Origin of the sequence: Tsukamurella hominis (assembly GCF_965137015.1) — a bacterium.
Taxonomy (GTDB): Bacteria; Actinomycetota; Actinomycetes; order Mycobacteriales; family Mycobacteriaceae; genus Tsukamurella; species Tsukamurella hominis.
Genome location: NZ_CBCRZG010000004.1, coordinates 228,087 through 250,116, shown reverse-complemented (window position 1 = coordinate 250,116; position 22,030 = coordinate 228,087). Strand labels below are relative to the sequence as shown.

The window sequence follows — 22,030 nt, the reverse complement described above, 5'->3', positions numbered from 1 at the left end:
GGCGGCTGCGTGCCGCCGCCGAGCGGTGGTGCCGCCTACTTCGCCAGGTACTCGCCCAGCTGCTTGACGATGAGGTTGGCGCCGGTCGGGCCCAGGCCCAGGTACCAGACGTCGTCGTCCACGCGGAAGGCCTTGCCCTTCTGCACGCCGCTGAGCTGCGACCACGCGGGGTTCGCCAGCGCCGCGGTCTCGCCGGTGTTCTCGGGCTTGCCGTAGCTGGAGTAGAAGATGTAGTCGCCGTCGGCCTGGGAGAGGTTCTCCAGCGAGATCTCGGTGGCCAGCTCGTCGACGCCCTGGTTGCCGGCGCGCGGCAGGCCCGCGTCCTGCAGGATGACGCCGATGAGCGACTTGTTGCCGTAGAGGCGCAGCCGGTTCGGCATGAACCGCACGAGCGAGATCGTCGGCTTGGCGCCGGTGAACTTCGCGCTGAGCGCCTTCGCGTTGTCCGCGTACGAGTTGAGCGCGGCGACCGCCTTCGTCTCCTCGCCGACCGCGGCACCGATGAGCCGGAAGTTCTCCTTCCAGGGGAAGCCGGGGCGGATGGAGAAGACGGTCGGCGCGATCGCGGAGAGCTGGTCGTACTGCTTGTCGACGCGCAACTGGCTGCCCAGGATCAGGTCGGGCTTGAGCTTGGCGATGGCCTCGAGGTCCAGGCTCGTGTTCTTGCCGACGGTCTCGACGCCCTGCACCTTGTCGGCGAGGTAGGTCGGGATCGGGCTGGCGCCGTCGGTCACCACCATGCCCACGGGCTTGATGCCCAGGGTGAGCACGGAGTCCAGCTCGCCGCTGTCGAGCACGACGACGCGCTCGGGCTTCTTCGGGATCTCCGTCGCGCCGCGCGCGTGCTTGATGGTGCGCGGGAAGACGCCGGGCGCTGCGTCGGTGCCGAGCTTGGCCGTCTCGGCGTCGGCGGTGCCGAAGCGCTCGCCGCCGGTCGCGACCTCGGTGTTGCCCGGGGTCTTGGCGTCGTCGGTCGAGTTCGAGCAGGCGCTGAGGCCGACGGTGGCGGCCAGCAGGACGACCGCGGGCGCGAGCCGGCGGGCGAAGGATCGTTTCATCACGCGCCGAAGCGTACCGCGCACGTTAGGTGAGGCAAATCAAAGTTGCGTCGGGTAAGGGATGGGATCCCGATACCTCGCCCGGCCGGATCGCTCAGGTCAGCGACGAGATCGTGCGGTCGGTGGTTCCCGGCGACAGCAGGTCCATCACCGGCAGGACGGCGCGCAGCGCCGCGGGCGAGACCTCGACCGGCTGGTGCGTGATCGCCCGGACGATCCAGCGGCCCGCCTCGTCGGGCTCGAGGGCGGAGGCCCCGGAGTACTCGGCGGTCGGCGCGATCATCTCGGTCCGGACCAGCGGGAAGTAGACGTTGGTCGCGTGCACGCCGGGGTGCGGGCGCTCGGCGTTCAGGCTGCGGCCGAAGATCGCGAGCGCGCTCTTCGACGCCCCGTACGCGGAGAACTTGGGGAAGGTGTTCGCGAGCAGGCCCCAGGTGCAGACGTTGACGATCTGCCCGCGGCCGCGCTCGATCATCCCCGGCAGCACGCCCAGCGAGAGCTGCACGGCGGAGAAGTAGTTGAGGTTCATCGTGCGCTGGTAGTCGTGGAAGCGCTCGGTGGAGTCGGCGATGGTCCGCCGGATGGAGTGACCGGCGTTGTTGACCAGCACGTCGACCTCGCCGAGGTCGGTGAGCAGCCCGTCGATCGAGTCGGTGTCGGTGAGGTCGCAGACCCGGTACTCGCCGCCGGTCAGCGCGCACAGCTCCTCGAGCTCCTGCTCGCGCCGCGCCACGGCGATGACGTGGGCGCCGCGCTCGGCGAGCTGCAGGGCGGCCTCGCGGCCGATGCCCGCCGACGCCCCGGTCACGACGATCCGCAGGCCGCGCAGGGTGCGGCCCTTGCCGGAGAGCGCGGCGTCCACGGAGTCGGGCAGCAGGCTGCGGCGCTGCATGAGGTCGCGCACGGAACGGGACAGGGACATGGTCACTTCCTCACGATCACGACGAACGGGCCCGTCTCGGTGACGGTGAATCTCGAGTCCTCGAAGAGCTTCTCGGGGAAGACGACGGTGTACCGGCGCACGTTCGGGTCGTTGGGGTAGACGTCCTCGGCGAGGCGCAGGGAGAGGCCGTCGGCGGACCGTCGGAAGACGAAGGCGTCCGGTGCGCGCCACGGCGTCTCGTCGAGGGCCTTGACCAGCTCGTCCGGCGTCTCCAGCTTCGCCCACGATTCGATCGCCGCGGACCGGGCGGTGAAGTGCGCCAGCGGGTTCGCGTAGTTCGACGTGAGGTTCTGGAAGCCCCAGTACGGGTAGATCGCGAGGAAGCCGTAATCCGCCGTGAGCACCACGGTGTCGGTCCGCGGCCTGCCCGTCGCGGCCAGGATCGCGGCGTCCACGTCCTTGTACGACGATTCCGCGCCCGCGGGCCGGCGGTCGCCGCGCTCGCCGTGGCCGTCGGTGTCGGAGTAGGCGACGGCGATCTCCCCGGCGAGCTGTGCCGGGATCGTCTGCGCCACACCGATCGCGGCGAGCACGCCGAGCACGACGCCGGCGTCGCGGTAGCGGGGGTAGCCGTCGCCGAGCGCGCCGACCATCGTCACCGCGCCGAGCGCGCCCGCGGCGGCGAGCAGGATGTGCAGCACCGGCTCGGTGCGGAAGCCGAGGAGCGTCGTGCCGGCGGGGGAGGCGGCCATGGAGAGGATCGCCCACAGGTACGAGCCGGCGATGCCGAGGCCGAGCGCCTGCGCGGGCAGGCTGGAGCGGGCCTTCACCAGGACCCAGATCACGCCGATCATGCCGAGCGCGCCGAGCAGCGTGAAGTGCAGCATCGGCAGCGAGAGAACGGAACCCTGCTCGGGGAGGTAGTGGAACGCGGAGCCCTTGGAGTCGGTGCCGTCGCGGGCCACGCGCAGCAGGAAGGGGCCGTACGCGGGGAGTCCGATGGCGATGGCGATGACGCCCATCGCCGCGACCCGCGCCGGGTAGCGCCACTCGAACCGGCGCTCGCGGATCCACGTGGCGGCCAGCGCGACCACGCCCATCAGCACGATGGTGAACGCCGCGACGCCCAGGTACAGGGTGTAGAACCACACCGCGACGCCGAGGTAGACCCCCACGAGGACGATCGCCCCGCGGCGGCCGCGGAGGATGGCGGACCAGGCGACGATCAGCGCGGGCGGCAGCAGGATCGCGACCGCGGCACCGTAGGGCTCGGCGGAGCCGTAGAGCAGCATCGCGACGGTGGTGGCGAGCGTGGCGGCGATCGCGCGCGCGGGTCCGACGACGGTGAGCCACAGGGCCAGCGCGACGGCGGCGGCGACGGCGAGCGAGATGATCGACCAGGGCTGGAACGCCGCCCAGCCCTCGAGGCCGAAGAGCTTCGCGAAGCGTCCGCCCAGCCAGAACCAGCCGGGGGAGTACAGCGGCGGCATGTCGATGTAGGTCATGTCGGCCAGCCGCGGCGACGAGGTGAACCGGGTCAGGTACTCGGTGCGGAACTGCTGGTCGACGGAGATCCCGCCGAGGTAGAGCTTGGTGCCGCCGAGCGGCAGGGCCAGGGTGACGGTGACGAACCCGGCCACCGTCGCGAACGAGAGCAGGCGGGCCAGGCGCGCCTGCCAGGCCGGCACGGCTCGGGACAGGAGCACGGCGCAGCCGGCGAGCACGACGATCGCGATCACCTGGAAGACGGTCGAGAACGCGCGGGTCACGTTGGAGCTGCTGTACGCGGGCCACTCGACGGAGCTGATGGCGAACCACCCGACGACGCCGACCGCCGCCGCGAGGATCGCGGCGGCGGCGAGGTCGAGGGCCAGGTCCCGCCCCCGGGCGGGGGCCTCGGGGGCGTCGACGGTGCGCGTGTCAGTCACGCGGGCCAGCGTAAAGGGTGGTTCCGAGAATCGGACGCGCCCCCTAGATCGGGAGCTTCTTGAAGATCGGCTGCGGGATGTTCTTCAGGCCGAAGCTGACGAAGCCCCACGGCGCGGGCGCGTACACCAGCGACTTGCCCTTGATCGCGGCGTCGACGGCGAGCTTGCCGATGACGTCCTTGTCGATCGTCAGCGGCGCCTCCTTGACGTGCGCCGAGAACTTGGTGCGCACCATGCCCGGCCGGACCACGAGGACGGAGCCGCCGAAGGGCTCCAGGGCCTGGCCCAGGTTGAGGTAGAAGCCGTCGAAGCCGGCCTTGGAGGAGCCGTAGACGAAGTTGCTGCGGCGCGGGCGCAGGCCGGCGACGGAGCTCATGGCGATGATCTGGCCGTGGCCCTGCTCCTTGATCTTCTGGCCCAGGAGCACGCCGACGGACACGGCGCCGGTGTAGTTGACCTGCGCGAGGAGCACGGCCTTGCGCTGGTTCTGCCACAGCTCCTCGGCGTCGAAGTCGAGGGCGAAGGCCACGATCGCGACGTCGATGTCGCCGCCGGAGAAGGCGGCGTCGATGGTCTTCTGGTGACCGTCGAAGTCGGTCGCGTCGAAGTCGATGACCTCGACCGACGTGGCGCCGGCGGCCTCGACCTGCGCGACGGCCTGCTCGCGCAGCGGATCGTTCGGCAGCGCGGCGAGCACGACGCGCTGTGTGCCCTTGGCGAGGTACTCCTCGACGATCGACAGGCCGATCTCGGAGGTGCCGCCGAGCAGCAGGAGGGACTGGGGAACGCCGACGGCGTTGATCATGTGACTGCTTCCTTACGGGTCTTAGGCGAGTTCGAGGCGGCGGCCGAGGTCGGAGATGAAGACCCCCGTGGGGTCGATCCGCCGGCGGGTGGCGATCCACTCGTCGATCTGCGGGTACATGGCGTGGAAGCGCTCCGCGGTGGTGCGCGAGTCCTTCGCCGTGTACAGCCGGCCGCCCATGGCCATGATGCGGACGTCGAGCTCGTTGAGGAACTCGGCGAGGCCCCGCTTCACGGGGAAGTCGAGGCACACGTTCCAGCCCTTGAACGGGAAGCTCAGCGGGGCCTGGTTGCCGTCGCCGAAGAGCTTGATCACGTTGAGGAAGCTGACGTGCCCCGAGGCCTGGATGTCCTCGATGAGCTTGATGAACTCGGGCTCGTTACCGGTGGGCACGATGAACTGGTACTGGCAGAAGCCGCCGGTGCGTCCGTACGCGTTGTTCCAGCCGCCGAAGACGTCGAGCATGTGATAGAAGCCGGCGAGGTTCTTCACCTTGCCCTGGCTGGGCGGCCCGGCGCGCCAATAGGCCTCGCCCACCAGCGAGAAGTCGAACTTGTTCGCCAGCCCGTTGGGGAAGACGTTGGGGAAGCTGATCAGCGGCTTGTTGTTGAAGCTCAGCGGGTCCTTGCGGTACTTCTCCGGCAACTCGTCGAGCGTGGCGAGGTTGCCGCGGGAGAAGGTGCCGCGCCCCAGCTTCGGCGGGGCGCTGATGGCGTCGAACCAGCCCGAGGCGTACTCGTAGCCGTCCTCGAAGCCGTCCTGCAGGTGCAGGTCGATGGTCTCCTGCAGCGAGTTGGTGCGCTCGGTGTCCGCGATGAAGTAGGCGCTCTCGGTGCGCTTCATCTGGATCTTGGCGCGCAGGATGATGCCGGTCATGCCGACGCCGGCCACCGTCGCCCAGAACAGTTCGCCCTGGGGGTCGTCGGACGAGCCCTGCGGGGTCAGGGTGAGCACCTTGCCGTCGGCCGTGAGCAGCGTCATCTCGGTGATGTGATTGCCGAACGAGCCCTGGCTGTGGTGGTTCTTGCCGTGGATGTCGTGCGCGATGGCGCCGCCGATCGTCACCTGGCGCGTGCCGGGGAGGACGGGGACCCACAGGCCGTACGGCAGGGCCGCCTGCATCAGGGTGTCGAGATCGACGCCGGCGTCCACGTCGACGATGCCGGACTCGGCGTCGATGTCGTGGATGGCGTTCAGCGGCGTCATGTCGATGGTGAGGCCGCCGGTGTTCTGCGCCGACTCGTTGTACGAGCGACCCAGCCCGCGCGCGATCACGCCGCGTCGCAGGTAGGCGGGCTTGTCGGCCTCGGCGTCAGCCACGACGGCGACGGCCTTGGCGATCTGGTCCACGTCGGGGGTGGACAGCACGTGGCCCTCGATCGGCGTGGTGCGCGACCAGCCCACCAGCTTGCGCGTCGAGATGGGCAGATAGGGAAGAGTTGTCTCGGACATCGCCCATCAGATTACCGCGCCCAACCTGAGTCGATGCTGAGGTTGAAGCTGCTGTGACCTCGTCGTGGTCACACGTCGGAGCCGTGCGACCCCGCGGACTCGGTGCTCACCGACAGTCGCGGTTTGTCGTCCGACGGTGCGTCCGGCTCGCGCAGGTGCTCCCACATCGCGTCGACGAGCGGCTGCAGGAACAGGGTGCCCATCTGTCGCACCATCATGGCGATCACCTGGTCGGACTCCGCCCGGTCGGTGGAGGCGAGGTGCGCGGCGCGCAGGCGGACGACCTCGCTGCGTCCCAGTTCGGTGAGCCGGATCAGGAGCTGCGAGCCCGCCGGGTCGAGGAAGGAGCGCCGCAGGTAATCGACGACCGCGGGGTGCCGGCCGAGCATGTCGCGAACGGAGGTGTCGCGGGCCGCGGCGACGTCGGCGGGCGGCCCCTCGTCGGGCACGCGGGCGATCGCCTGCGCGTGGTACTCGACGATCTGCTCCTCGACGGCGCGCTGGAGGCCGTCCTTCGTCGTGAAGTGGTGTTGCACCAGCCCGACGGTGACCCCGGCCCGAGCGGCGACGGCGCGCAGCGAGACGGCGCTCGTGCCGTGCGCGGCGAACAGCTCGAGCGCGGCGTTGCGGATCCGGGCCTTGGCGGTCAGGTCGTCGTTCGACGCGGGGAGGCCGGTCGCTGGTGTCCCTTCCACCTGCGTGATCCTAGCGGCCGGGGTCTTGCGCTGTACACGCGCATCGTGAACTATACGAGTGTATTGCCCGCCCGAGTGCCGAAGAGACGAGACCACCCATGACCGCACTGTTCCCCGAATACCGCCCCGCCTGGGAGACCGCAGAGCACACGGAGCTGCGCAAGCACGCCGCCGCGTTCTTCCGCCGCGAGGCCACCCCGAACCAGGAGCGGTGGGCGGAGCAGCACCAGGTGGACCGCGAGTTCTGGAACAAGGCGGGCGCCGCGGGCCTGCTGTGCACCGAGCTCCCCGAGTCCCTGGGCGGTGCCGGTGGCGACTTCGGGCACGACACCGTCGTGCTCGAGGAGCTCGTCTTCTCCGGCGACGGTGCCTTCGGTTACGGCGTGCACTCCACCATCTGCGCGCACTACATCGACGACTGCGGCACCGAGGAGCAGAAGGCGCGCTGGCTGCCGAAGGCGGCCTCGGGCGAGGCCGTGCTCGCCGTCGCGATGACCGAGCCCGGCACGGGCTCGGACCTGCAGGCGGTGCGCACCACGGCGGTCCGCGAGGGCGACGAGTACGTCATCAACGGCAGCAAGACCTTCATCTCCAACGGCAGCCACTGCGACCTCCTGATCATCGTGGCGAAGACCGATCCGAGCCAGGGCGCCAAGGGGATCTCCCTGATCGTCGCGGAGACGAAGGACCTCCCCGGCTTCGAGCGCGGGCGCGTGCTCAAGAAGATCGGGCAGCACGGGCAGGACACCCGGGAGCTCGCCTTCACCGATATGCGTGTCCCGGTGGAGAACCTGCTCGGCGGCGTCGAGGGCCAGGGCTTCTACCAGTTGATGCGCCAGCTGCCCCGCGAGCGGCTGAGCATCGCCATCGGCGGCGTCGACGCGGCGGAGAAGGCGGTGCTCGAGGCCATCGCGTACACCAAGGAGCGCAAGGCCTTCGGCCGATCGATCGCGGACTTCCAGAACACCAAGTTCGTGCTCGCCGAGGCCAAGACCGAGGTCTTCGCGGGCCGGACGCTCATCGACCACTGCATCGGCCGGGCCATCGACGGCACCCTCGACGCCGCGACCGCCTCGATGGCCAAGCTGTGGGCCACCGACATGCAGTGCCGCGTGGTCGACAACGTGCTGCAGCTCTTCGGCGGCTACGGCTACATGATGGAGTACCCCATCGCCCAGCTCTACGCGGGCGCGCGCGTGCAGAAGATCTACGGCGGCACCAACGAGATCATGAAGGAGTTGATCGCCCGCAGTCTCTGACCGGGCCGCTACCCCGCCTCCGCGCCGGAACGCGCGAGGCCGCAGCGGATCCGCTCCAGCGCGCGGTGCTGCCGGAGCTGCACCGCCTGGGGCGTGATCCGCAGCAGCGCGGCAGTCTCGTCGACGGTCCGCCCCTGGACGACCCGCAGCTGCAGCACGCGGTAGAGCTCCGGCGGCAACGCCGCGCGCAGCCGCGCGTCGGTGGTCCGTGTCCTTCGCCCCATGGGGATTCACGCTAGGCACGTGTGAGCTCGCGCACATCCGCCGTTCGGGTGATGTCCGCGCGCCTTTCGTCGGAGCGCGGTACGTTGGTCAGGACCGAAACGGACACCCATCCGAGGAGGTCCGATGAACGATTCTTGGGCCGAGACCGTTGCCCGGGCCACCGAACTCCGACGCGAACTTCATCGCCGCCCCGAGCTCGCCTGGGCGGAGCACGTCACCGCTGCGGCCGTGCGCGCCGAACTCGACGCGATCGGCATCGCGTGGCGGCCCTGCGCGGACACGGGCACCGTCGTCCGCCTCGCCCCGACCGCGAGCGGCCGGCACGTCGCGCTGCGTGCCGACCTCGACGCCATGCCGATCCGCGAGGCCACGGGCCTGCCGTACGCCTCCGCGACCGACGGCGTCATGCACGCGTGCGGGCACGACGGCCACACCGCCGCCCTGCTCGCCGCCGCCCGCTGGCTCCGCGCCCACGAATCGAGCCTCCCCGGCCCGGTGACCCTGCTGTTCCAGCCCGCCGAGGAGGGCGGGCACGGGGCGCGCGGCATGATCGCCGACGGTGCGCTCGACGGCGTGGAGGCCGTCTTCGGCTGGCACAACTGGCCGGGTCTGCCGTTCGGTCGCGCCCTCTGCCCCGACGGCGCGGTCATGTCCGCCAACGGCACCTTCGAGATCGAGCTGGTCGGCCGGGGCGGCCACGCGTCGCAGCCCGAGGCCACCCGGGATCCGGTGCTCGCCGCGGCCGCCGTCGTGGTCGCGCTGCAGCAGATCGTCGCGCGCCGCACGTCGCCGCAGCAGGCCGCCGTGGTGGCCGTGACCTCCCTGCGCGCGGAGAGCGCCGCCACCGTCACCCCGGACACGGCCCGCCTCGCGGGGAGCGTGCGGGCCGCCGACGACGAGGCCCGCACCCGGGTCTTCGCCCTGATCGACGAGATCGCCGGCGCCACCGCGGCCGCGCACGGCGTGCGCGCCGAGACCGTGACCACGGTGCGCTACGGGGCCACCGTCAACCATCCTCGGCCGGCGGGCGAACTGCGGGAGCGCCTGTCGACGGTGCTCGGCCCGGACTGGCCCGAGCCCGCTGCCGCGACGCCCGTGCTCGCCTCGGAGGACTTCAGCTACTACCTGCAGCGGATCCCGGGGGCCTTCGCACTCCTCGGCTCCGGCACTGAGGCGCCGCTGCACAGCGCCGAATACGACTTCGACGATGCCCTGCTCGACCCCGCCGCGCGCCTGCTGGTGGGTCTCGCGGGGGCGCCGGAACCACCCTGATCGACATCGAGAGTCGCACGGAACGAAAGGAATTCGCATGGACACTGCTGCGTTCGAGAACTGGGAATCGGAAGTCCGTGGGTACTGCAGGAACTTCCCGACCGTCTTCGCCTCCGCGTCCAACGCACGGCAGGTGGACGAGGCCGGGAAGAGCTACATCGACTTCTTCGCGGGCGCCGGCGTGCTCAACTTCGGGCACAACAACCCGAACATGAAGCGCGCCATGATCGATTTCCTCGAGGCCGACGGCGTGGCGCACAGCCTCGACACCTACACGACCACCAAGCGCGACTTCCTCACCCGTTTCCATGACGTGATCCTCGCGCCGCGCGGCATGGACCACCGCATGCAGTTCACGGGCCCCACCGGCACGAACGCGGTGGAGGCGGCGCTCAAGCTGGCCCGCCTCGCGACGGGCCGTCGCGAGGTGGTGGCCTTCAGCCACGGCTTCCACGGCATGACGCTCGGTGCGCTCGCCGCCACCGCCAACCACGCCTTCCGGCAGTGGGCCGGAGTGCCGTTGCGCGACGTGGTGCGGCTGCCCTTCGAGACGGCCTCCGGCGGCAAGACCGCCCTCTCGGACTACGCGGCCGCGCTGGCGGATCCGTCCAGCGGTCACACCCCACCCGCGGCCTTCCTCGTGGAGGCGGTGCAGGCGGAGGGCGGCGTGAACGTCGCGAGCGCCGACTGGCTGCACGCGGTGCAGGACCTCGCGCGGGAGACCGGGGCGCTGTTCATCATCGACGACATTCAGGCCGGATGCGGCCGCACCGGAAGCTACTTCAGCTTCGACGGCTACGGCCTCGACCCCGACGTGATCACCCTCGCCAAGGGCCTCGGCGGCTACGGCACGCCGATCGCCATGAACCTCAACAAGCCCGCCGTCGATGCGCACTGGTCGCCCGGCGCGCACACCGGCACCTTCCGCGGCCAGGGCCTGTCGATGGTGGCCGGCACCGTCGCCTTGGACTACTTCGCCGACGACGAGCTGATGACCGCCGTCGCCGCGAAGGGGGAGGCGATGCGCGAGCGCCTGGCCGCGCTCGCCGCCGCCCACCCCGACCGCGACTGGGAGGTGCGGGGCAAGGGCATGATGCAGGCGCTCGACACCGGCGACGGGGCCTTCGCCAAGGCCGTCCAGGCCGCCTGCTTCGACGCCGGGCTGCTCGTCGGGCCGTGCGGCAGCGGCGGCCGCGTCCTGAAACTCATCCCGCCGCTGACGATCCCCGACGAGGACCTCGCCGCGGGCCTGGACATCCTGGAGGCGGCCGTGACGGAGGTGGCGCGATGAAGCGGCGCGACGACATGACCTTCCCGCCGGAGGAGTACGAGCGGCGGCTGACGGAGCTGCGCGAGCGGATGGACAAGCGCGGGCTCGACGCGGTGGTCATCACCGACCCCGAGAACCTGATGTACCTCACCGACTACCAGACCACCGGCTACTCCTTCTTCCAGGCGCTGGTGGTGCCGCTCGACGACGAGCCGGTGATGATCACCCGAGCGATGGAGGAGTCCAACGTGATCGCGCGGACCTGGGTGGAGCGCACCCGTCCGTATCCCGACACCGGTGACGCCATCCAGGAGTTGGTGCTCACTCTCAAGGAGGGCGGCCTCGGGACCAAGCGCGTGGGCTACGAGCGCAACAGCTACTTCTTCCCCGCCTACCAGCAGGACCGCGTGCACACCTCCTTCCAGCAGGGCGTGCTCATGGACTGCTTCGGGATCGTCGAGGCGGGGCGGGCCACCAAGTCCGACGCCGAGATCGCGGTGATGCGCAAGGCCGCCCGCGCCGCGGAGGCCGGCATGGCCGCCGGGCTGGAGGCCGCGGTCCCCGGCAACACCGAGAACGACGTGGCGGCCGCGATCAGCGCCGCGATGTTCCGCGCCGGTGGCGAGTTCCCCGCCGTCATGCCCTACGTCGCCTCCGGTCCGCGGTCGATGATCGGCCACGCGACGTGGGAGGGCCGCACCATCGAGCCCGGCGAGCACGTCTTCCTCGAGGTGGGCGGTTGCTACCGCCGCTACCACGCCGCGCTCATGCGCACGGCGGTGAACGGCGAGCTCTCGCCCACCATGTACGAGGCGCAGGAGAAGATGAAGCTGGCCCTCTCCGAGCTGAAATCGCTGATGCGGCCGGGTATGACGGTGTCCGACGCCGACTCGCTGGTCCGGCGGATCATCTCCGACAACACCGTCGGCGCGCGGCTGATCACCCGGTCGGGCTACTCGATCGGGATCGCCTTCCCGCCGTCGTGGGACGAGGGCTACATCCTCAGCCTCAACCCGGGCGACTTCACCGCGCTGGAGCCGGGCATGACCTTCCACGTGATCCCGTGGATGTGGGGCGTCGACGGGGACAAGACCGTCGGCATCTCGGACACGATCCGGATCACCGACGACGGCTGCGAGTCCTTCTTCACGCTCGACGAGGACTTCGCCGTGCACGACGGCGCCGGTTCGGGTCCCGCGGTCAACGGCGCCGCGATCGATCCAGGGCCACAGCAGGAGACGACCGAGGCGGAGGTGCTGCCATGACCACGATGTTGACCGCGATCGACCCCTCGACGGGCGAACCGATCCGGGAGGTCCCGGCCGCGGGCCCCGTCGAGATCGAGACGACACTCGAGCGCGCCGAGACGGCGTATCACGACTGGCGGCGGGCCGGCTTCGCCGCGCGGGCGGAACTCTTGCGCGCGGTGGGCGCCGAACTGCGCCGCGGCGTCGAGGATTACGCCTACGTGATGACCGAGGAGATGGGCAAGCCGATCACCGAGGCGCGCGGCGAGGTGGTGAAGGCGGCGTGGGCCGCGGAGCACTACGCCGAGCACGGCGAGCAGTACCTCGCGGCCGAGTCCGTCGAATCCGACGCCACCTCCAGCTACGTGCAGTACCTGCCGATCGGCCCGGTCCTCGGCGTGCTGCCGTGGAACGCCCCGTTCTGGTTGGCCTTCCGGTTCTGTGCGCCCGCGCTCATGGCGGGGAACACCGCCGTTATGAAGCACGACCCGCACGTCCCGGGCTGCGCCGCCGCCATCGCCGGCGCCTTCCGCGCCGTCGGTGCTCCGGACGGGGTCTTCGCCTCGCTCCCGGTGGCGACGCCCGATGTGGCCGGCGTGATCCGCGACCGCCGGATCCGCGCCGTCTCGTTCACCGGCTCCGACCGCGCGGGTGCCGCTGTGGCGTCGGTCGCGGCCTCGGAGATCAAGCCCGCGGTGCTGGAGCTGGGCGGCTCGGACCCGTCGATCGTGCTGGCGGACGCCGACATCGAGGCCGCCGCCGAGGTGCTCGCCCTGTCCCGGATCATCAACGCCGGCCAGTCCTGCATCGCGGCGAAGCGGATCATCGTCGAGCGGTCCGTGCACGACGACCTCGTCGAGGCCCTGCGCGTCCGGCTCGCCGCGCTGCGGATGGGCGACCCGCGGCGGGACGACACCCAGGTCGGGCCGATCGCGCGGGCCGACCTGCGGGACAACCTGCACCGCCAGGTCGCGGAGACCGTGACCGCCGGCGCCACCTGCCTCCTCGGCGGGACGGTGCCCGACGGACCGGGCTTCTTCTACCCGCCCACGCTGCTGACGGGCGTGCGGCCGGGGATGGCGGCGTGCTCGGAGGAGACCTTCGGCCCCGTCGCCTCCGTGATGACGGCTGTCGACGCCGACCACGCCGTCGACCTCGCGAACGCCACGCCGTACGGCCTCGCCGCGAGCGTCTGGACCGACGCCGCCCGTGGCGAGACCATCGCGCGGGAGCTCGAGGCCGGGCAGGTCAGCGTCAACGGCATCGTCAAGACGGACCCGCGGCTGCCGAGCGGCGGCGTCAAGCGGTCCGGTTACGGCCGCGAGCTGGGCCGCGCCGGCATCCACGAGTTCGTCAACGCCCAGCAGGTCTGGGTGGGGCCGAAGCGGGACTGACTACTCGACGGTGACCGACTTCGCCAGGTTGCGGGGCCGGTCGATGTTGAGGCCCAGGCTCAGTGCGGCGTAGTACGCCAGGAGCTGGGTGGGGATCATCAGCAGGATCGGGTCCAGCTCGGGCTCGTTCTTCGGCACGGTGAGCGTCACCTTGGCCTCGGGCAGCTCGACGCCCGGGTTGGTGATGGCCACGATGTCGCCGCCGCGGGCCGCGATCTCGTGCAGCGCACCGATGTTGCGGTCCAACAGCTCGTCGTCCGGGACGATCGCGACGGTCGGCATCTCGGGGCTGATCAGCGCGAGCGGGCCGTGCTTGAGCTCGGAGGCCTGGTACGCCTCGGCGTGGCGGTAGCTGATCTCCTTGAACTTCTGCGCGCCCTCGCGGGCCGTGGGGTAGCCCCGCACGCGGCCGATGTAGAACAGGCTCGGCGCCTCGGCCAGCAGCTTCGCGGCGTCCTCGACATCGCCGGGGGAGTCGATGATCTCGCCGATCTGCGCGGGCAGGGCCTTGAGGCCCTTGACGATCCGCGTCCCGTCGGTGATCGAGAGGTCGCGCACGCGGCCCAGGGCGAGCGCGAGCAGCGCGAAGCCGACCGCCATGTGCGTGTTGGCCTTGGTGGAGGCCACCGAGACCTCGGGGCCGGCGTGCAGGTAGATGCCGCCGGAGACCTCACGCGCGATGGTCGAGCCGACCACGTTGACCAGGCCGACGATGGTGCCGCCCTTGCGCTTGACCTCCTGCACGGCGAACGCGGTGTCGGCCGTCTCGCCCGACTGGCTCACCGCGACGTACAGGGTGTCGGGCTCGACGATCGGGTTGCGGTAGCGGAACTCGCTGGCGGGCTCGGCGTCCGCGGGGATGCGGGCGAGTTCCTCGATGACGGAGGCGCCCAGCTGGCCCATGTAGTAGGCGCTGCCGCAGCCCAGGATCTTGACGCGCTTGAAGCGGCGCATGGCCTGCGCGTCCAGGTTCAGGCCGTCGAGGCGGGCGGTGGCGAAGCGCTCGTCGAGCCGTCCGGAGAGCATGCGCTCGAGCGAGCTCGGCTGCTCCGCGATCTCCTTGAGCATGAAGTGGCTGTGGTTGCCGAGCTCCAGGTCGTCGGGTGAGATGTCCACTGTGGTGGCGGACTTCGCGACGGCGCGGTTGTCGTCGGCGCTGAACATGCGGAAGCCGGAGGCGGTGACGGTGGCGCACTCGCCGTCGTCGAGGTGCACGACCTGGCTGGTGTGCCGCACCACGGCGGAGATGTCGGAGGCGACGAACATCTCCTTGTCGCCGACGCCGATGATGAGCGGGGAGCCGTTGCGGGCCACGACGATCCGGTCGGGATGCTCGGTGTCGATGACGGCCAGGGCGTAGGTGCCGCTGAGCCGGTGCAGCGTCTGGCGCACCGCGTCCTCGAGGGTCTCGGCGCCGCTGCGGGCGATGAGGTGGGCGACGGCTTCGGTGTCGGTGTCGGAGGTGAGCTCGACGCCGTCGGCCTCGAGCTCGAGGCGCAGGTCCCGGGCGTTGTCGATGATGCCGTTGTGCACGACGAAGATCCGCTCGTGACCCTCGGCGTCGGGGGCGGAGGTGTGCGGGTGGGCGTTGGCCTCGGACGGGGCGCCGTGCGTGGCCCAGCGGGTGTGGCCGATGCCGGTCTTGCCCGCGAGCCGCTTCGGCAGCGCGGCCTCCAGGTCGCGCACGCGGCCGACGCTCCGGACGCGCTTGGCGCCGGACGGGCCGAGGACCGCGATGCCCGCCGAGTCGTACCCGCGGTACTCGAGCTGGGTGAGGCCGTCGACGAGGATGTCCACGGCCGTCTGGCCACCGATGTATCCGACGATTCCGCACATGCTTCGGAAGGCTCCTAGCTGTAGATGAGGCGGCGCAGCTGCCGCTCGGTGAGATCGGGTGCGGCGACGAGCCGGCTGCTCAACTCGTCGGCGAGGGTCGCGAAGATCTCCGCGTTCTTGGCGCCGCGTCCCTGCAGATCGCGGTGGCGGCGGCGGACGAACTCCTCGACCGGTTCCCGGTAGTAGGCCGTGACGTCGTCGATGACACGCACGGCCTCGGTGGCGGAGAGCCCCGTGGTCCGCGCGATGTGATCCACGAGATCGCTATCCGGCACGGCTTCGATCTTCCGGCCCCGACGGTGTCATGTCAATTATCTGCCCGCAATCGGGCAGAACTGAGACCGATTCCGCCCGAATTGAGCCAGAAGAACCATCGATGACAAGAATGCTTGACACAGTATGTCAAGGCTGCTTGACTTCGAGATGTGGACGACGACGAGAACCCGGTGCGGGCGCGGCGACGCGTCCAGCGCATCACCCAGGCCGAACTGGCCGCCGCCGTGGGCGTGAGCCGGCAGACGGTGGTCTCGGTCGAGAAGGGCGACTACGCGCCCAGCGTGTACCTCGCGCTGAAGGTGGCCCGGGCCCTCGGCGCCACCGTCGAAGAGCTGTTTCCCCTGAAGGAGGACGATCATGTCGGCTGAGAGTCGTATCGAGGACTTCATCCTCGCGCCGTCGGACCCCGCGTGGGGCGACGAGCGCAACCGCGAGGAGTACTACCGGGCGATGGCGGTGGGCTACTACTGGGCCGCTCCAGCGGCGCTCGTGGCCTCCCTGATCGCGGCGGCGGAGGGCGCCCGGGTCACCGCGATGGCGGTGCTCCTGCTGCTGCTCGCCACGCAACTCGCCACGTACCGGTACTGCACCCGGCACGACGTGCCGCTGGCGTCCATCACCCGCGCCTTCATGACCCCGAAGCGCAAGGCCGTGATGGCGGCGATCCTGATCCCGTACCTCGCGGTGTGGTGCGCTCTCCAGCTGGACCGCGACCCGAGCACGATCGCGGGCGCCGCGGTGGGCGGGCTCGTGGGTGCGGGGATCGCCGCCGGCGCCGTGTTCCTGGCGGCCCGGACCGAGCGTCGGCGGGAGGCCGCGGCGGCCGCCGACGACGACGTATTCGAATAACGAAGGATCCATCGGTACGCTGTGACCTCGTGACCGCCTCCGAAGCCGCTGATCGGGTACCCCTCGATCTCAAGACCCAGCTCGTGCGCTTCGTGCTGACCGGCGGCTTCTCGGCGGTGGTCGACTTCGGGATCACCCTCCTCCTCGGCAAGTTCCTCGGCCTGGACGAGGCCCTGGCCAAGACCATCGGCTTCATCTGCGGCACCACCACCGCGTACCTGCTCAACCGGCGCTGGACCTTCCAGGCCGAGCCCTCCACCAAGCGGTTGATCGCGGTGTGGGCGCTGTACATCGCCATGTACGGCGTGCAGCTGGGCATCTACATGGCCTTCTACACGCTGTTCCCGCCGCCCGAGGACGGCATCGGCAGCTACGTGAACCGCCTCGTCGCCTTCGTCGTCGCCCAGGGCACCGCGACGGTCGTCAACTTCATCGTCCAGCGCACGGTGATCTTCAAGCTGATGTGATGGCCCGGGCAATTCGGCCGCGGCGAACACTGCTCGTCCCCGGGGTCCTCGCGCTCCTCGGCGTCTTGCTGTCGCTCTGGCACGGCGGGCGCCCGTCCGTCTGGTTCGACGAACTCGCGACCGCCTCCGCCATCGACCGCTCGCCCGGCGAGCTGTGGCACCTGCTGACGAACATCGACGCCGTGCACGGCCTCTACTACTGGGGCGTCCGCACCTTCTCCCTCGCCTTCGGGCTCGACGAGACCGCGCTGCGGGCCTTCTCCGCGCTCGGCGTCGGCGCGGCCGTCGCGGCCTGCTACTGCCTCGCGCGGCGGCTCGGCGGGGAGACCTTCGCGCTGGTCGCGGGCGTGATCGCGCTGATCCTGCCGCGGCTCACCTGGTCGGGCGTCGAGGCCCGCTCCTACTCGTGGGTGATCGCCTCAGCGGCGCTCGTGCTGATCGCGGCGCACCGGGCGGCATCGTCGACCGGGAAGCCCGGTGCCCGTCGGGCCTGGCTCGCCTACGGCGCGGCGCTGCTCCTCGCGACGGTGCTCTTCCTCTACTCCGCGACCCTCGTGCTCGCCGTCGCGGCGGTCCTCGTCGCCGACGAGCGGACCCGCACCCGCGCCGTGCTGAAACCCGCGGCGATCGCCTCGGCGGCCGCGATCGCGCTGGCGAGCCCCGTGGTGATCCTCGCGGCGACGCAGCGCGACCAGGTGTCCTGGCTGCAGTGGCCGGGGTGGCGGATCTTCCAGAACGTGCTGGTCGACCAGTGGTTCGACCACTCGTACGCCTTCGCGATCGCGGCCTGGATCGTGATCGCCGTCGCCGCGCTGCTGTGGTGGCGGCGCGGCGTCGACGGATCCGCGCGGGCGAGGGACGGTGGACCGGCGGATGCGGCACCGTCGGGCACGTCCCCCATGGACCTCACCTGCGCGCTCCGCTACGGCCTGGCGGGCGCCCTGGTGCCGCTCGCGGCGATCCTGCTCGTCTCGCCGGTCGTCCCGTCGTACGTGGGGCGGTATGTGAGCTTCACGGTGCCCGGCGTGGTGCTCGTGCTCGCGGCCGCGGTCACGACGGTGGCGCGGGCGCTGCCGCGCCCGCGGGTCGCCGGCGCGGCCCTGCTCGCCGTGCTGACGGTGGCCGCGATCCCGGGCTACCTGTGGCAGCACAGCCCGCTGTCGAAGCCGGGCGGCAGCGACTTCAGCTACGCGGCGCGTTACATCCGTGACAACGCGCGGCCCGGCGACTGCGTGTTCTTCCAGGTGCAGCCGAGCTGGGCGTGGCCCTCGCTGCGCATCGCGCACGACGGCCTGCCGGGGATGTTCGACGGCCTGCGGGACATGGGGAACGACGGCGACCGCCGCACCGACGGGAAGCTCTGGGACAAGGAGAAGGGCGTCAACCAGTGGGCGTCGTGGGCGGCCGACGAGTGCACCGCGGCCTGGGTGCTCGCCGACGCCGACCGGTCCGAGGACGACTTCCGGCAGGAGAACGGCAACCTGTGGTGGACCTTCCGCCCGTTCCGGTTCATGGGCACGGACATGCAGGTCTCGCTCGACTACGGCGGGCTCGCGGTGGTGCACCAGGAGCAGTTCCACATCCTCCAGGTGGTGCACCTGGTGCAGCCGCCACCCGCGGAGGGGCCGGACCCGCAGCCGCTGCCGCAGACGCGCCATACCTACTGGTGAACAATCGCAAAGCGATTCGTTAGACGTATATACGACTTTGTCCGTCGTGTCCACCCTTGTCCGATGTGACATATGCGGGGTTGTCCGCCGCGCGGACCTTCGCGACGATCGTTACGCACAGGTAATGATCGAGGGGAGAGCGTCGTGGTGTCAGTCGGGATCGTCGGAGGGGGTGCCGCGGCCGTGAGCCTGCTGCGGCAGCTCCCCGTGAGCGACGATCTGTCCGTCTCCGTCTACGCCGACCGGGTCATCGGCCCAGGCCGGGCGTACGCCGAGGAGTCCGATTCCGCCCTGCTCAACCGGCAGGCCTTCGCGATGTCCATCTCCGCGGAGGAGCCTGACGAGTTCGTCGACTGGTGCCGGGCGAACGAGCCGGAGCTGCTCGTCGAGGGCGGGCACAGTTTCGTCCCGCGCTGGGCGTACGGCCGCTACCTGCGGCAGTGCACGCAGGCCCGCGCGGTGGACTTCGGCGACTCGCTCACGCGGATCACCGGCCGCGTCACCGACGCGGCGCGCGAGGGCGATCTCTGGCGGCTCGTCGTGCACCGTCCGGGCTTCGCGCCGGAGACCTACCGGCACGACGTCGTCGTGCTCGCGTTGGGGTCGAGCCCGCCCGCCGACCCGTACCGGCTCGAGGGGACCGAGCACTACACGCAGGACCCGTACCCCGTCGACGAGTGGCTGCCGACGGTCCTCGCCGGGGAGTCCGCGGCGGTGATCGGCACGGGCCTCAGCGCCATCGACGTCGCGCTGGCCGTGCGATCGCGCAACTGGGACGGCCGGCTGCTGATGGCCTCGCGCCAGGGCATCCTCCCGGACGTGCGCAGCGACCTCGAGCCGCTCGACTTCGATCCTGATGTGGGCGCGCTCATCCGGCGCGTGCAGCTCAAGCACGGCGGCCTCGAATGGGAGGACGTCGTGAACATCGTCGACTACCTCGCCGTGGGCGAGGGCCTGCGCCGCTCCGAGGTGCGCGCCGCCTTCCGCGCGATCGCCGAGCCCGCCGGGCCTCGGCTCGCGGGCTTCGCCGGCCGCCCCGTCTCGATCGCGCCCGAGGTGCAGCGCCTGGTGATCTGCGTGGCGCAGTACTACGCGAACGACCTGTGGTCCGCCATGACCCGCTCGGCGCGGTCGGCGATGGTCGCGACGGTGCACGCGCCCTTCCAGGCGCTCGCCAACCCGCTGCCCGCCCGGAGCGCGCAGGTGCTGGGGGACATGGTGGTCGACGGTGCGCTGACCGTCCGGCACGGCGTCCGCGACGTGGCCCCGTCGGCCTCGGGGCTGGTGGTGAGCAGCGCCGACGGTGACGAGGCCGTCCAGCATGTGGTCAACGCGACCCGGACGCCGGCCGGCGCGCCCTCGGGTGCGGCGGCGAGCCTGGTCTCCTCGCTCGTCTACGGCGGCACCGCCCGCCGCAATCCCTACGGCGGGCTGCGGATCAACGTCGCCGACAACGCGATCGTCGGCCGCGACGGCACGTCGGTGCCGGGGCTGTACGCACTCGGCGAGATCGCCTCGGGCGACCTCTACTACATCAGCAGCATCGCCAAGATCCGCCGGCGCGCCCGCGCCGTGGCCCGCTCCATCGCCGAGCGGGTGAATCCGGCGGTGCCGCAGGCGGAACCGGTGCCCGCGTCGGTAGCGGTGACCGGTGGCTGAGGCGAGCGCGGTCGCCGAGCGGGCGGCGGCAGCGGTGACTGCGCCGGGCAGGTGGTCCACGATCATGCTGCTCGTCGCGGTCACCGCGCCGCAGCTGGGCCTGAGCCTGCTCAACCCGTCGACGCCGCAGATGGCGATCGACCTGCACACCTCCGTCTCCGCGGTACAGCTCACGCTGTCCTGTTACATGGCCGGCTACGCGGTCTCGATGTTCGCCGCGGGCGTGCTCGCGGACCGCTTCGACGCACGGGCCCTCCAGGCGCTGGGCCTCGTCCTGTTCGCGCTGGGCGGGGTGCTCGCGGCCGCCGCACCGACGGTGGCGGTGCTCGGCGTGGCGCGGTTCGTGCAGGCCGTCGGCGGCACCTCGGCGACGGTGCTGTGCCGCTTGGTGATCCAGCGCCGGTACCCGACGGATGCGCGGATGCACCTGCTCACGTCGCTGTCGATCGTCATCGCGGCGACGCCCGCGCTCTCGCCCTTCTTCGGTTCGGCGCTGGTCCAGGTCGCGCCGTGGCGCGCCCTCTTCCTCGGCCTGGCCGCGGTCGGTCTGGTTCTCGCCCTCGCGTTCCTGCGGCTCGTGCCCACGGCGGTGCCGGCCACGCCCGTCACGCCGACCCCGCGCGCCATCGGGCGGGGCGTCGCGGAGGCCTTTGCGCGCAAGGGCTTCCACCGGCACGCGGTGGTGATCTCACTGGCCTGGATGGGGTACTTCCTGTTCATCGAGCAGTCCGCGTTCATCCTGCAGGGGCTGCACGGCGCGACGGAGATCCAGTACGGGCTGCTGCTCATCGTCCCCGCGCTCGGGTACATCGCGGGCAGCGTGGTGATCCGGCGGGCCACCTCCGCGCGGACCGCGGTGCGGCTGTGCACGATCGGCTCGGCCCTCGGCGGCGGCGCCCTCGTGGCGCTGGCGGCCCTGGGGGTCCCGACGGCAGCAGCGGTGGTCATCCCGCTCGCCGTCGGCTTCCTCGGCGTGGGCGCGGCGATCCCGTTCGCGCAGGCCGGGCTGCTGGAGCTGGACCTCAAGGCCCAGGGCGTCGGCGCCGGGTTGTTCTTCTTCCTCCAGATGGGGGCCGGCGCGGTCTACTCGGTGGTGATCGAGGCGCTGCACCTGCGGTCGGCGGTGAGCACGTCGGTGGCGATCGGCCTGCCGCTGCTCGCTCTCGCCGCCATCGTCTGGGGGACCACCCGCACGAGGGCGTGACGCGGAACACGACGGTTCGGGAATCATGCGGACCGAGGTCCGGTTATAGTTCCCGTATCGCGGCGCACGGTGCGTCGCCTCGAACGAGGAGCTCCACCATGGACGTCGTATTCCTGATCGGCCGCATCCTGCTCGCGGTCCTGTTCGTGATGTCGGCCGTCGGCCACTTCACCGCCGCGGACGGCATGGCGCAGTACGCCGCCGCCAAGAAGGTCCCCGCCGCCAAGCTGGCCGTGGTCGGCAGCGGCGTGATCGCGCTGCTCGGCGGCCTGTCGCTGATCCTGGGCGTGTGGATCGACCTCGGCGCGCTGCTGCTCGTGCTGTTCCTGCTGCCCGTCACCGTGATGATGCACGACTTCTGGAAGGCCGTGGATCCGCAGGTCAAGCAGACCGAGATGATCTCCTTCAACAAGAACCTCGCGCTCATCGGCGGCGCGCTGATCCTGTTCTACTTCGTCAACGTCACCCAGTCGGTGCCGCTGGGCCTCACCGGCCCGCTGTTCCCCGCCTGGTGATCCCGCCCCGCCTGGGCGATCGAATGTCCGGTCATCCGTACTCATGATCATTGAGACGGATGACCG

The 22,030-nt window shown here is 70.9% G+C and carries 21 protein-coding genes; 12 read left to right on the top strand and 9 right to left on the bottom strand.

Translation table 11 applies throughout. From position 1 onward, the window contains the following. Positions 1 to 35: 35 nt before the first annotated feature. The 6 genes from ACM9LD_RS07935 to ACM9LD_RS07910 form a co-directional block, all read right to left on the bottom strand. A complete protein-coding gene (locus ACM9LD_RS07935; RefSeq protein ID WP_415676231.1) occupies positions 36 to 1,058 on the bottom strand; it encodes an ABC transporter substrate-binding protein in 1,023 nt (340 codons plus the stop codon). Positions 1,059 to 1,152: 94 nt separating this feature from the next. Continuing rightward, positions 1,153 to 1,980 carry an SDR family NAD(P)-dependent oxidoreductase gene (locus ACM9LD_RS07930; RefSeq protein ID WP_415676180.1) on the bottom strand — a complete coding sequence of 276 codons (828 nt, stop codon included), beginning with the start codon at positions 1,978 to 1,980 and terminating at the stop codon, positions 1,153 to 1,155. Between the two features lie 2 nt (positions 1,981 to 1,982). Continuing rightward, on the bottom strand, positions 1,983 to 3,869 hold the full coding sequence (locus tag ACM9LD_RS07925) for a galactan 5-O-arabinofuranosyltransferase (RefSeq protein ID WP_415676179.1): 1,887 nt from the start codon (positions 3,867 to 3,869) through the stop codon (positions 1,983 to 1,985). A 43-nt stretch (positions 3,870 to 3,912) separates the two neighbouring features. Beyond that, positions 3,913 to 4,674 carry a decaprenylphospho-beta-D-erythro-pentofuranosid-2-ulose 2-reductase gene (locus tag ACM9LD_RS07920; protein WP_415676178.1) on the bottom strand — a complete coding sequence of 254 codons (762 nt, stop codon included), beginning with the start codon at positions 4,672 to 4,674 and terminating at the stop codon, positions 3,913 to 3,915. A 21-nt stretch (positions 4,675 to 4,695) separates the two neighbouring features. Continuing rightward, entirely contained in the window at positions 4,696 to 6,126 is a 1,431-nt protein-coding gene (locus tag ACM9LD_RS07915) for an FAD-binding protein (protein WP_415676177.1), read from the bottom strand. Between the two features lie 68 nt (positions 6,127 to 6,194). Beyond that, positions 6,195 to 6,821: a TetR/AcrR family transcriptional regulator gene (locus ACM9LD_RS07910; RefSeq protein ID WP_415676176.1), complete on the bottom strand. Its 627-nt coding sequence runs from the start codon at positions 6,819 to 6,821 to the stop codon at positions 6,195 to 6,197. 98 nt (positions 6,822 to 6,919) lie between these two features. Here ACM9LD_RS07910 and ACM9LD_RS07905 point away from each other — a divergent pair, with 98 nt between their 5' ends. Continuing rightward, positions 6,920 to 8,080: an acyl-CoA dehydrogenase family protein gene (locus ACM9LD_RS07905; protein WP_415676175.1), complete on the top strand. Its 1,161-nt coding sequence runs from the start codon at positions 6,920 to 6,922 to the stop codon at positions 8,078 to 8,080. Positions 8,081 to 8,088: 8 nt separating this feature from the next. Here ACM9LD_RS07905 and ACM9LD_RS07900 read toward each other — a convergent pair whose 3' ends face one another. Further along, complete coding sequence (locus tag ACM9LD_RS07900; RefSeq protein WP_415676174.1) at positions 8,089 to 8,304, bottom strand: sigma factor-like helix-turn-helix DNA-binding protein; 216 nt, start codon at positions 8,302 to 8,304, stop codon at positions 8,089 to 8,091. A gap of 124 nt (positions 8,305 to 8,428) precedes the next feature. On the opposite strand from ACM9LD_RS07900, the gene doeB2 reads away from it, so the two are divergent. From doeB2 to ACM9LD_RS07880, 4 genes are read left to right on the top strand one after another with little or no spacing between them, the layout of a single operon-like run. After that, complete coding sequence (gene doeB2 / locus ACM9LD_RS07895; RefSeq protein ID WP_415676173.1) at positions 8,429 to 9,577, top strand: N(2)-acetyl-L-2,4-diaminobutanoate deacetylase DoeB2; 1,149 nt, start codon at positions 8,429 to 8,431, stop codon at positions 9,575 to 9,577. Positions 9,578 to 9,614: 37 nt separating this feature from the next. Further along, on the top strand, positions 9,615 to 10,868 hold the full coding sequence (locus ACM9LD_RS07890; RefSeq protein ID WP_415676172.1) for an aspartate aminotransferase family protein: 1,254 nt from the start codon (positions 9,615 to 9,617) through the stop codon (positions 10,866 to 10,868). Next, entirely contained in the window at positions 10,865 to 12,112 is a 1,248-nt protein-coding gene (gene doeA / locus ACM9LD_RS07885; RefSeq protein ID WP_415676171.1) for an ectoine hydrolase, read from the top strand. The genes ACM9LD_RS07890 and doeA overlap by 4 nt, the downstream gene beginning before the upstream one ends. Next, the gene (locus tag ACM9LD_RS07880; RefSeq protein ID WP_415676170.1) at positions 12,109 to 13,488 is read left to right on the top strand and encodes an NAD-dependent succinate-semialdehyde dehydrogenase; all 1,380 of its coding nucleotides are present in this window, start codon (positions 12,109 to 12,111) and stop codon (positions 13,486 to 13,488) included. The genes doeA and ACM9LD_RS07880 overlap by 4 nt, the downstream gene beginning before the upstream one ends. Here ACM9LD_RS07880 and glmS read toward each other — a convergent pair whose 3' ends face one another. Then, positions 13,489 to 15,324 (bottom strand): glutamine--fructose-6-phosphate transaminase (isomerizing), encoded by a 1,836-nt coding sequence (glmS, locus tag ACM9LD_RS07875; RefSeq protein ID WP_415676169.1) that lies wholly within the window; start codon positions 15,322 to 15,324, stop codon positions 13,489 to 13,491. A gap of 14 nt (positions 15,325 to 15,338) precedes the next feature. After that, positions 15,339 to 15,599: a hypothetical protein gene (locus tag ACM9LD_RS07870; protein WP_224645625.1), complete on the bottom strand. Its 261-nt coding sequence runs from the start codon at positions 15,597 to 15,599 to the stop codon at positions 15,339 to 15,341. 150 nt (positions 15,600 to 15,749) lie between these two features. Between ACM9LD_RS07870 and ACM9LD_RS07865 the strand changes: the two genes are divergently transcribed. The 7 genes from ACM9LD_RS07865 to ACM9LD_RS07835 all read left to right on the top strand — a co-directional run bounded on the left by ACM9LD_RS07865 (position 15,750) and on the right by ACM9LD_RS07835 (position 21,964). Continuing rightward, a complete protein-coding gene (locus ACM9LD_RS07865; RefSeq protein WP_336672191.1) occupies positions 15,750 to 15,968 on the top strand; it encodes a helix-turn-helix transcriptional regulator in 219 nt (72 codons plus the stop codon). Further along, a complete protein-coding gene (locus ACM9LD_RS07860) occupies positions 15,958 to 16,449 on the top strand; it encodes a hypothetical protein (RefSeq protein ID WP_415676168.1) in 492 nt (163 codons plus the stop codon). The genes ACM9LD_RS07865 and ACM9LD_RS07860 overlap by 11 nt, the downstream gene beginning before the upstream one ends. 29 nt (positions 16,450 to 16,478) lie before the next feature. Beyond that, the gene (locus tag ACM9LD_RS07855) at positions 16,479 to 16,916 is read left to right on the top strand and encodes a GtrA family protein (RefSeq protein WP_415676167.1); all 438 of its coding nucleotides are present in this window, start codon (positions 16,479 to 16,481) and stop codon (positions 16,914 to 16,916) included. After that, positions 16,916 to 18,586, top strand: coding sequence for a glycosyltransferase family 39 protein (locus ACM9LD_RS07850; protein ID WP_415676166.1), 1,671 nt, complete (start codon positions 16,916 to 16,918; stop codon positions 18,584 to 18,586). Before ACM9LD_RS07855 ends, ACM9LD_RS07850 begins: the two co-directional genes overlap by 1 nt. Positions 18,587 to 18,730: 144 nt before the next feature. Then, complete coding sequence (locus ACM9LD_RS07845; RefSeq protein WP_415676165.1) at positions 18,731 to 20,245, top strand: FAD/NAD(P)-binding protein; 1,515 nt, start codon at positions 18,731 to 18,733, stop codon at positions 20,243 to 20,245. Continuing rightward, on the top strand, positions 20,238 to 21,449 hold the full coding sequence (locus ACM9LD_RS07840) for an MFS transporter (protein ID WP_415676164.1): 1,212 nt from the start codon (positions 20,238 to 20,240) through the stop codon (positions 21,447 to 21,449). The genes ACM9LD_RS07845 and ACM9LD_RS07840 overlap by 8 nt, the downstream gene beginning before the upstream one ends. Before the next feature lie 98 nt (positions 21,450 to 21,547). Next, positions 21,548 to 21,964 (top strand): DoxX family membrane protein, encoded by a 417-nt coding sequence (locus ACM9LD_RS07835; RefSeq protein ID WP_415676163.1) that lies wholly within the window; start codon positions 21,548 to 21,550, stop codon positions 21,962 to 21,964. Positions 21,965 to 22,030 lie beyond the last annotated feature (66 nt).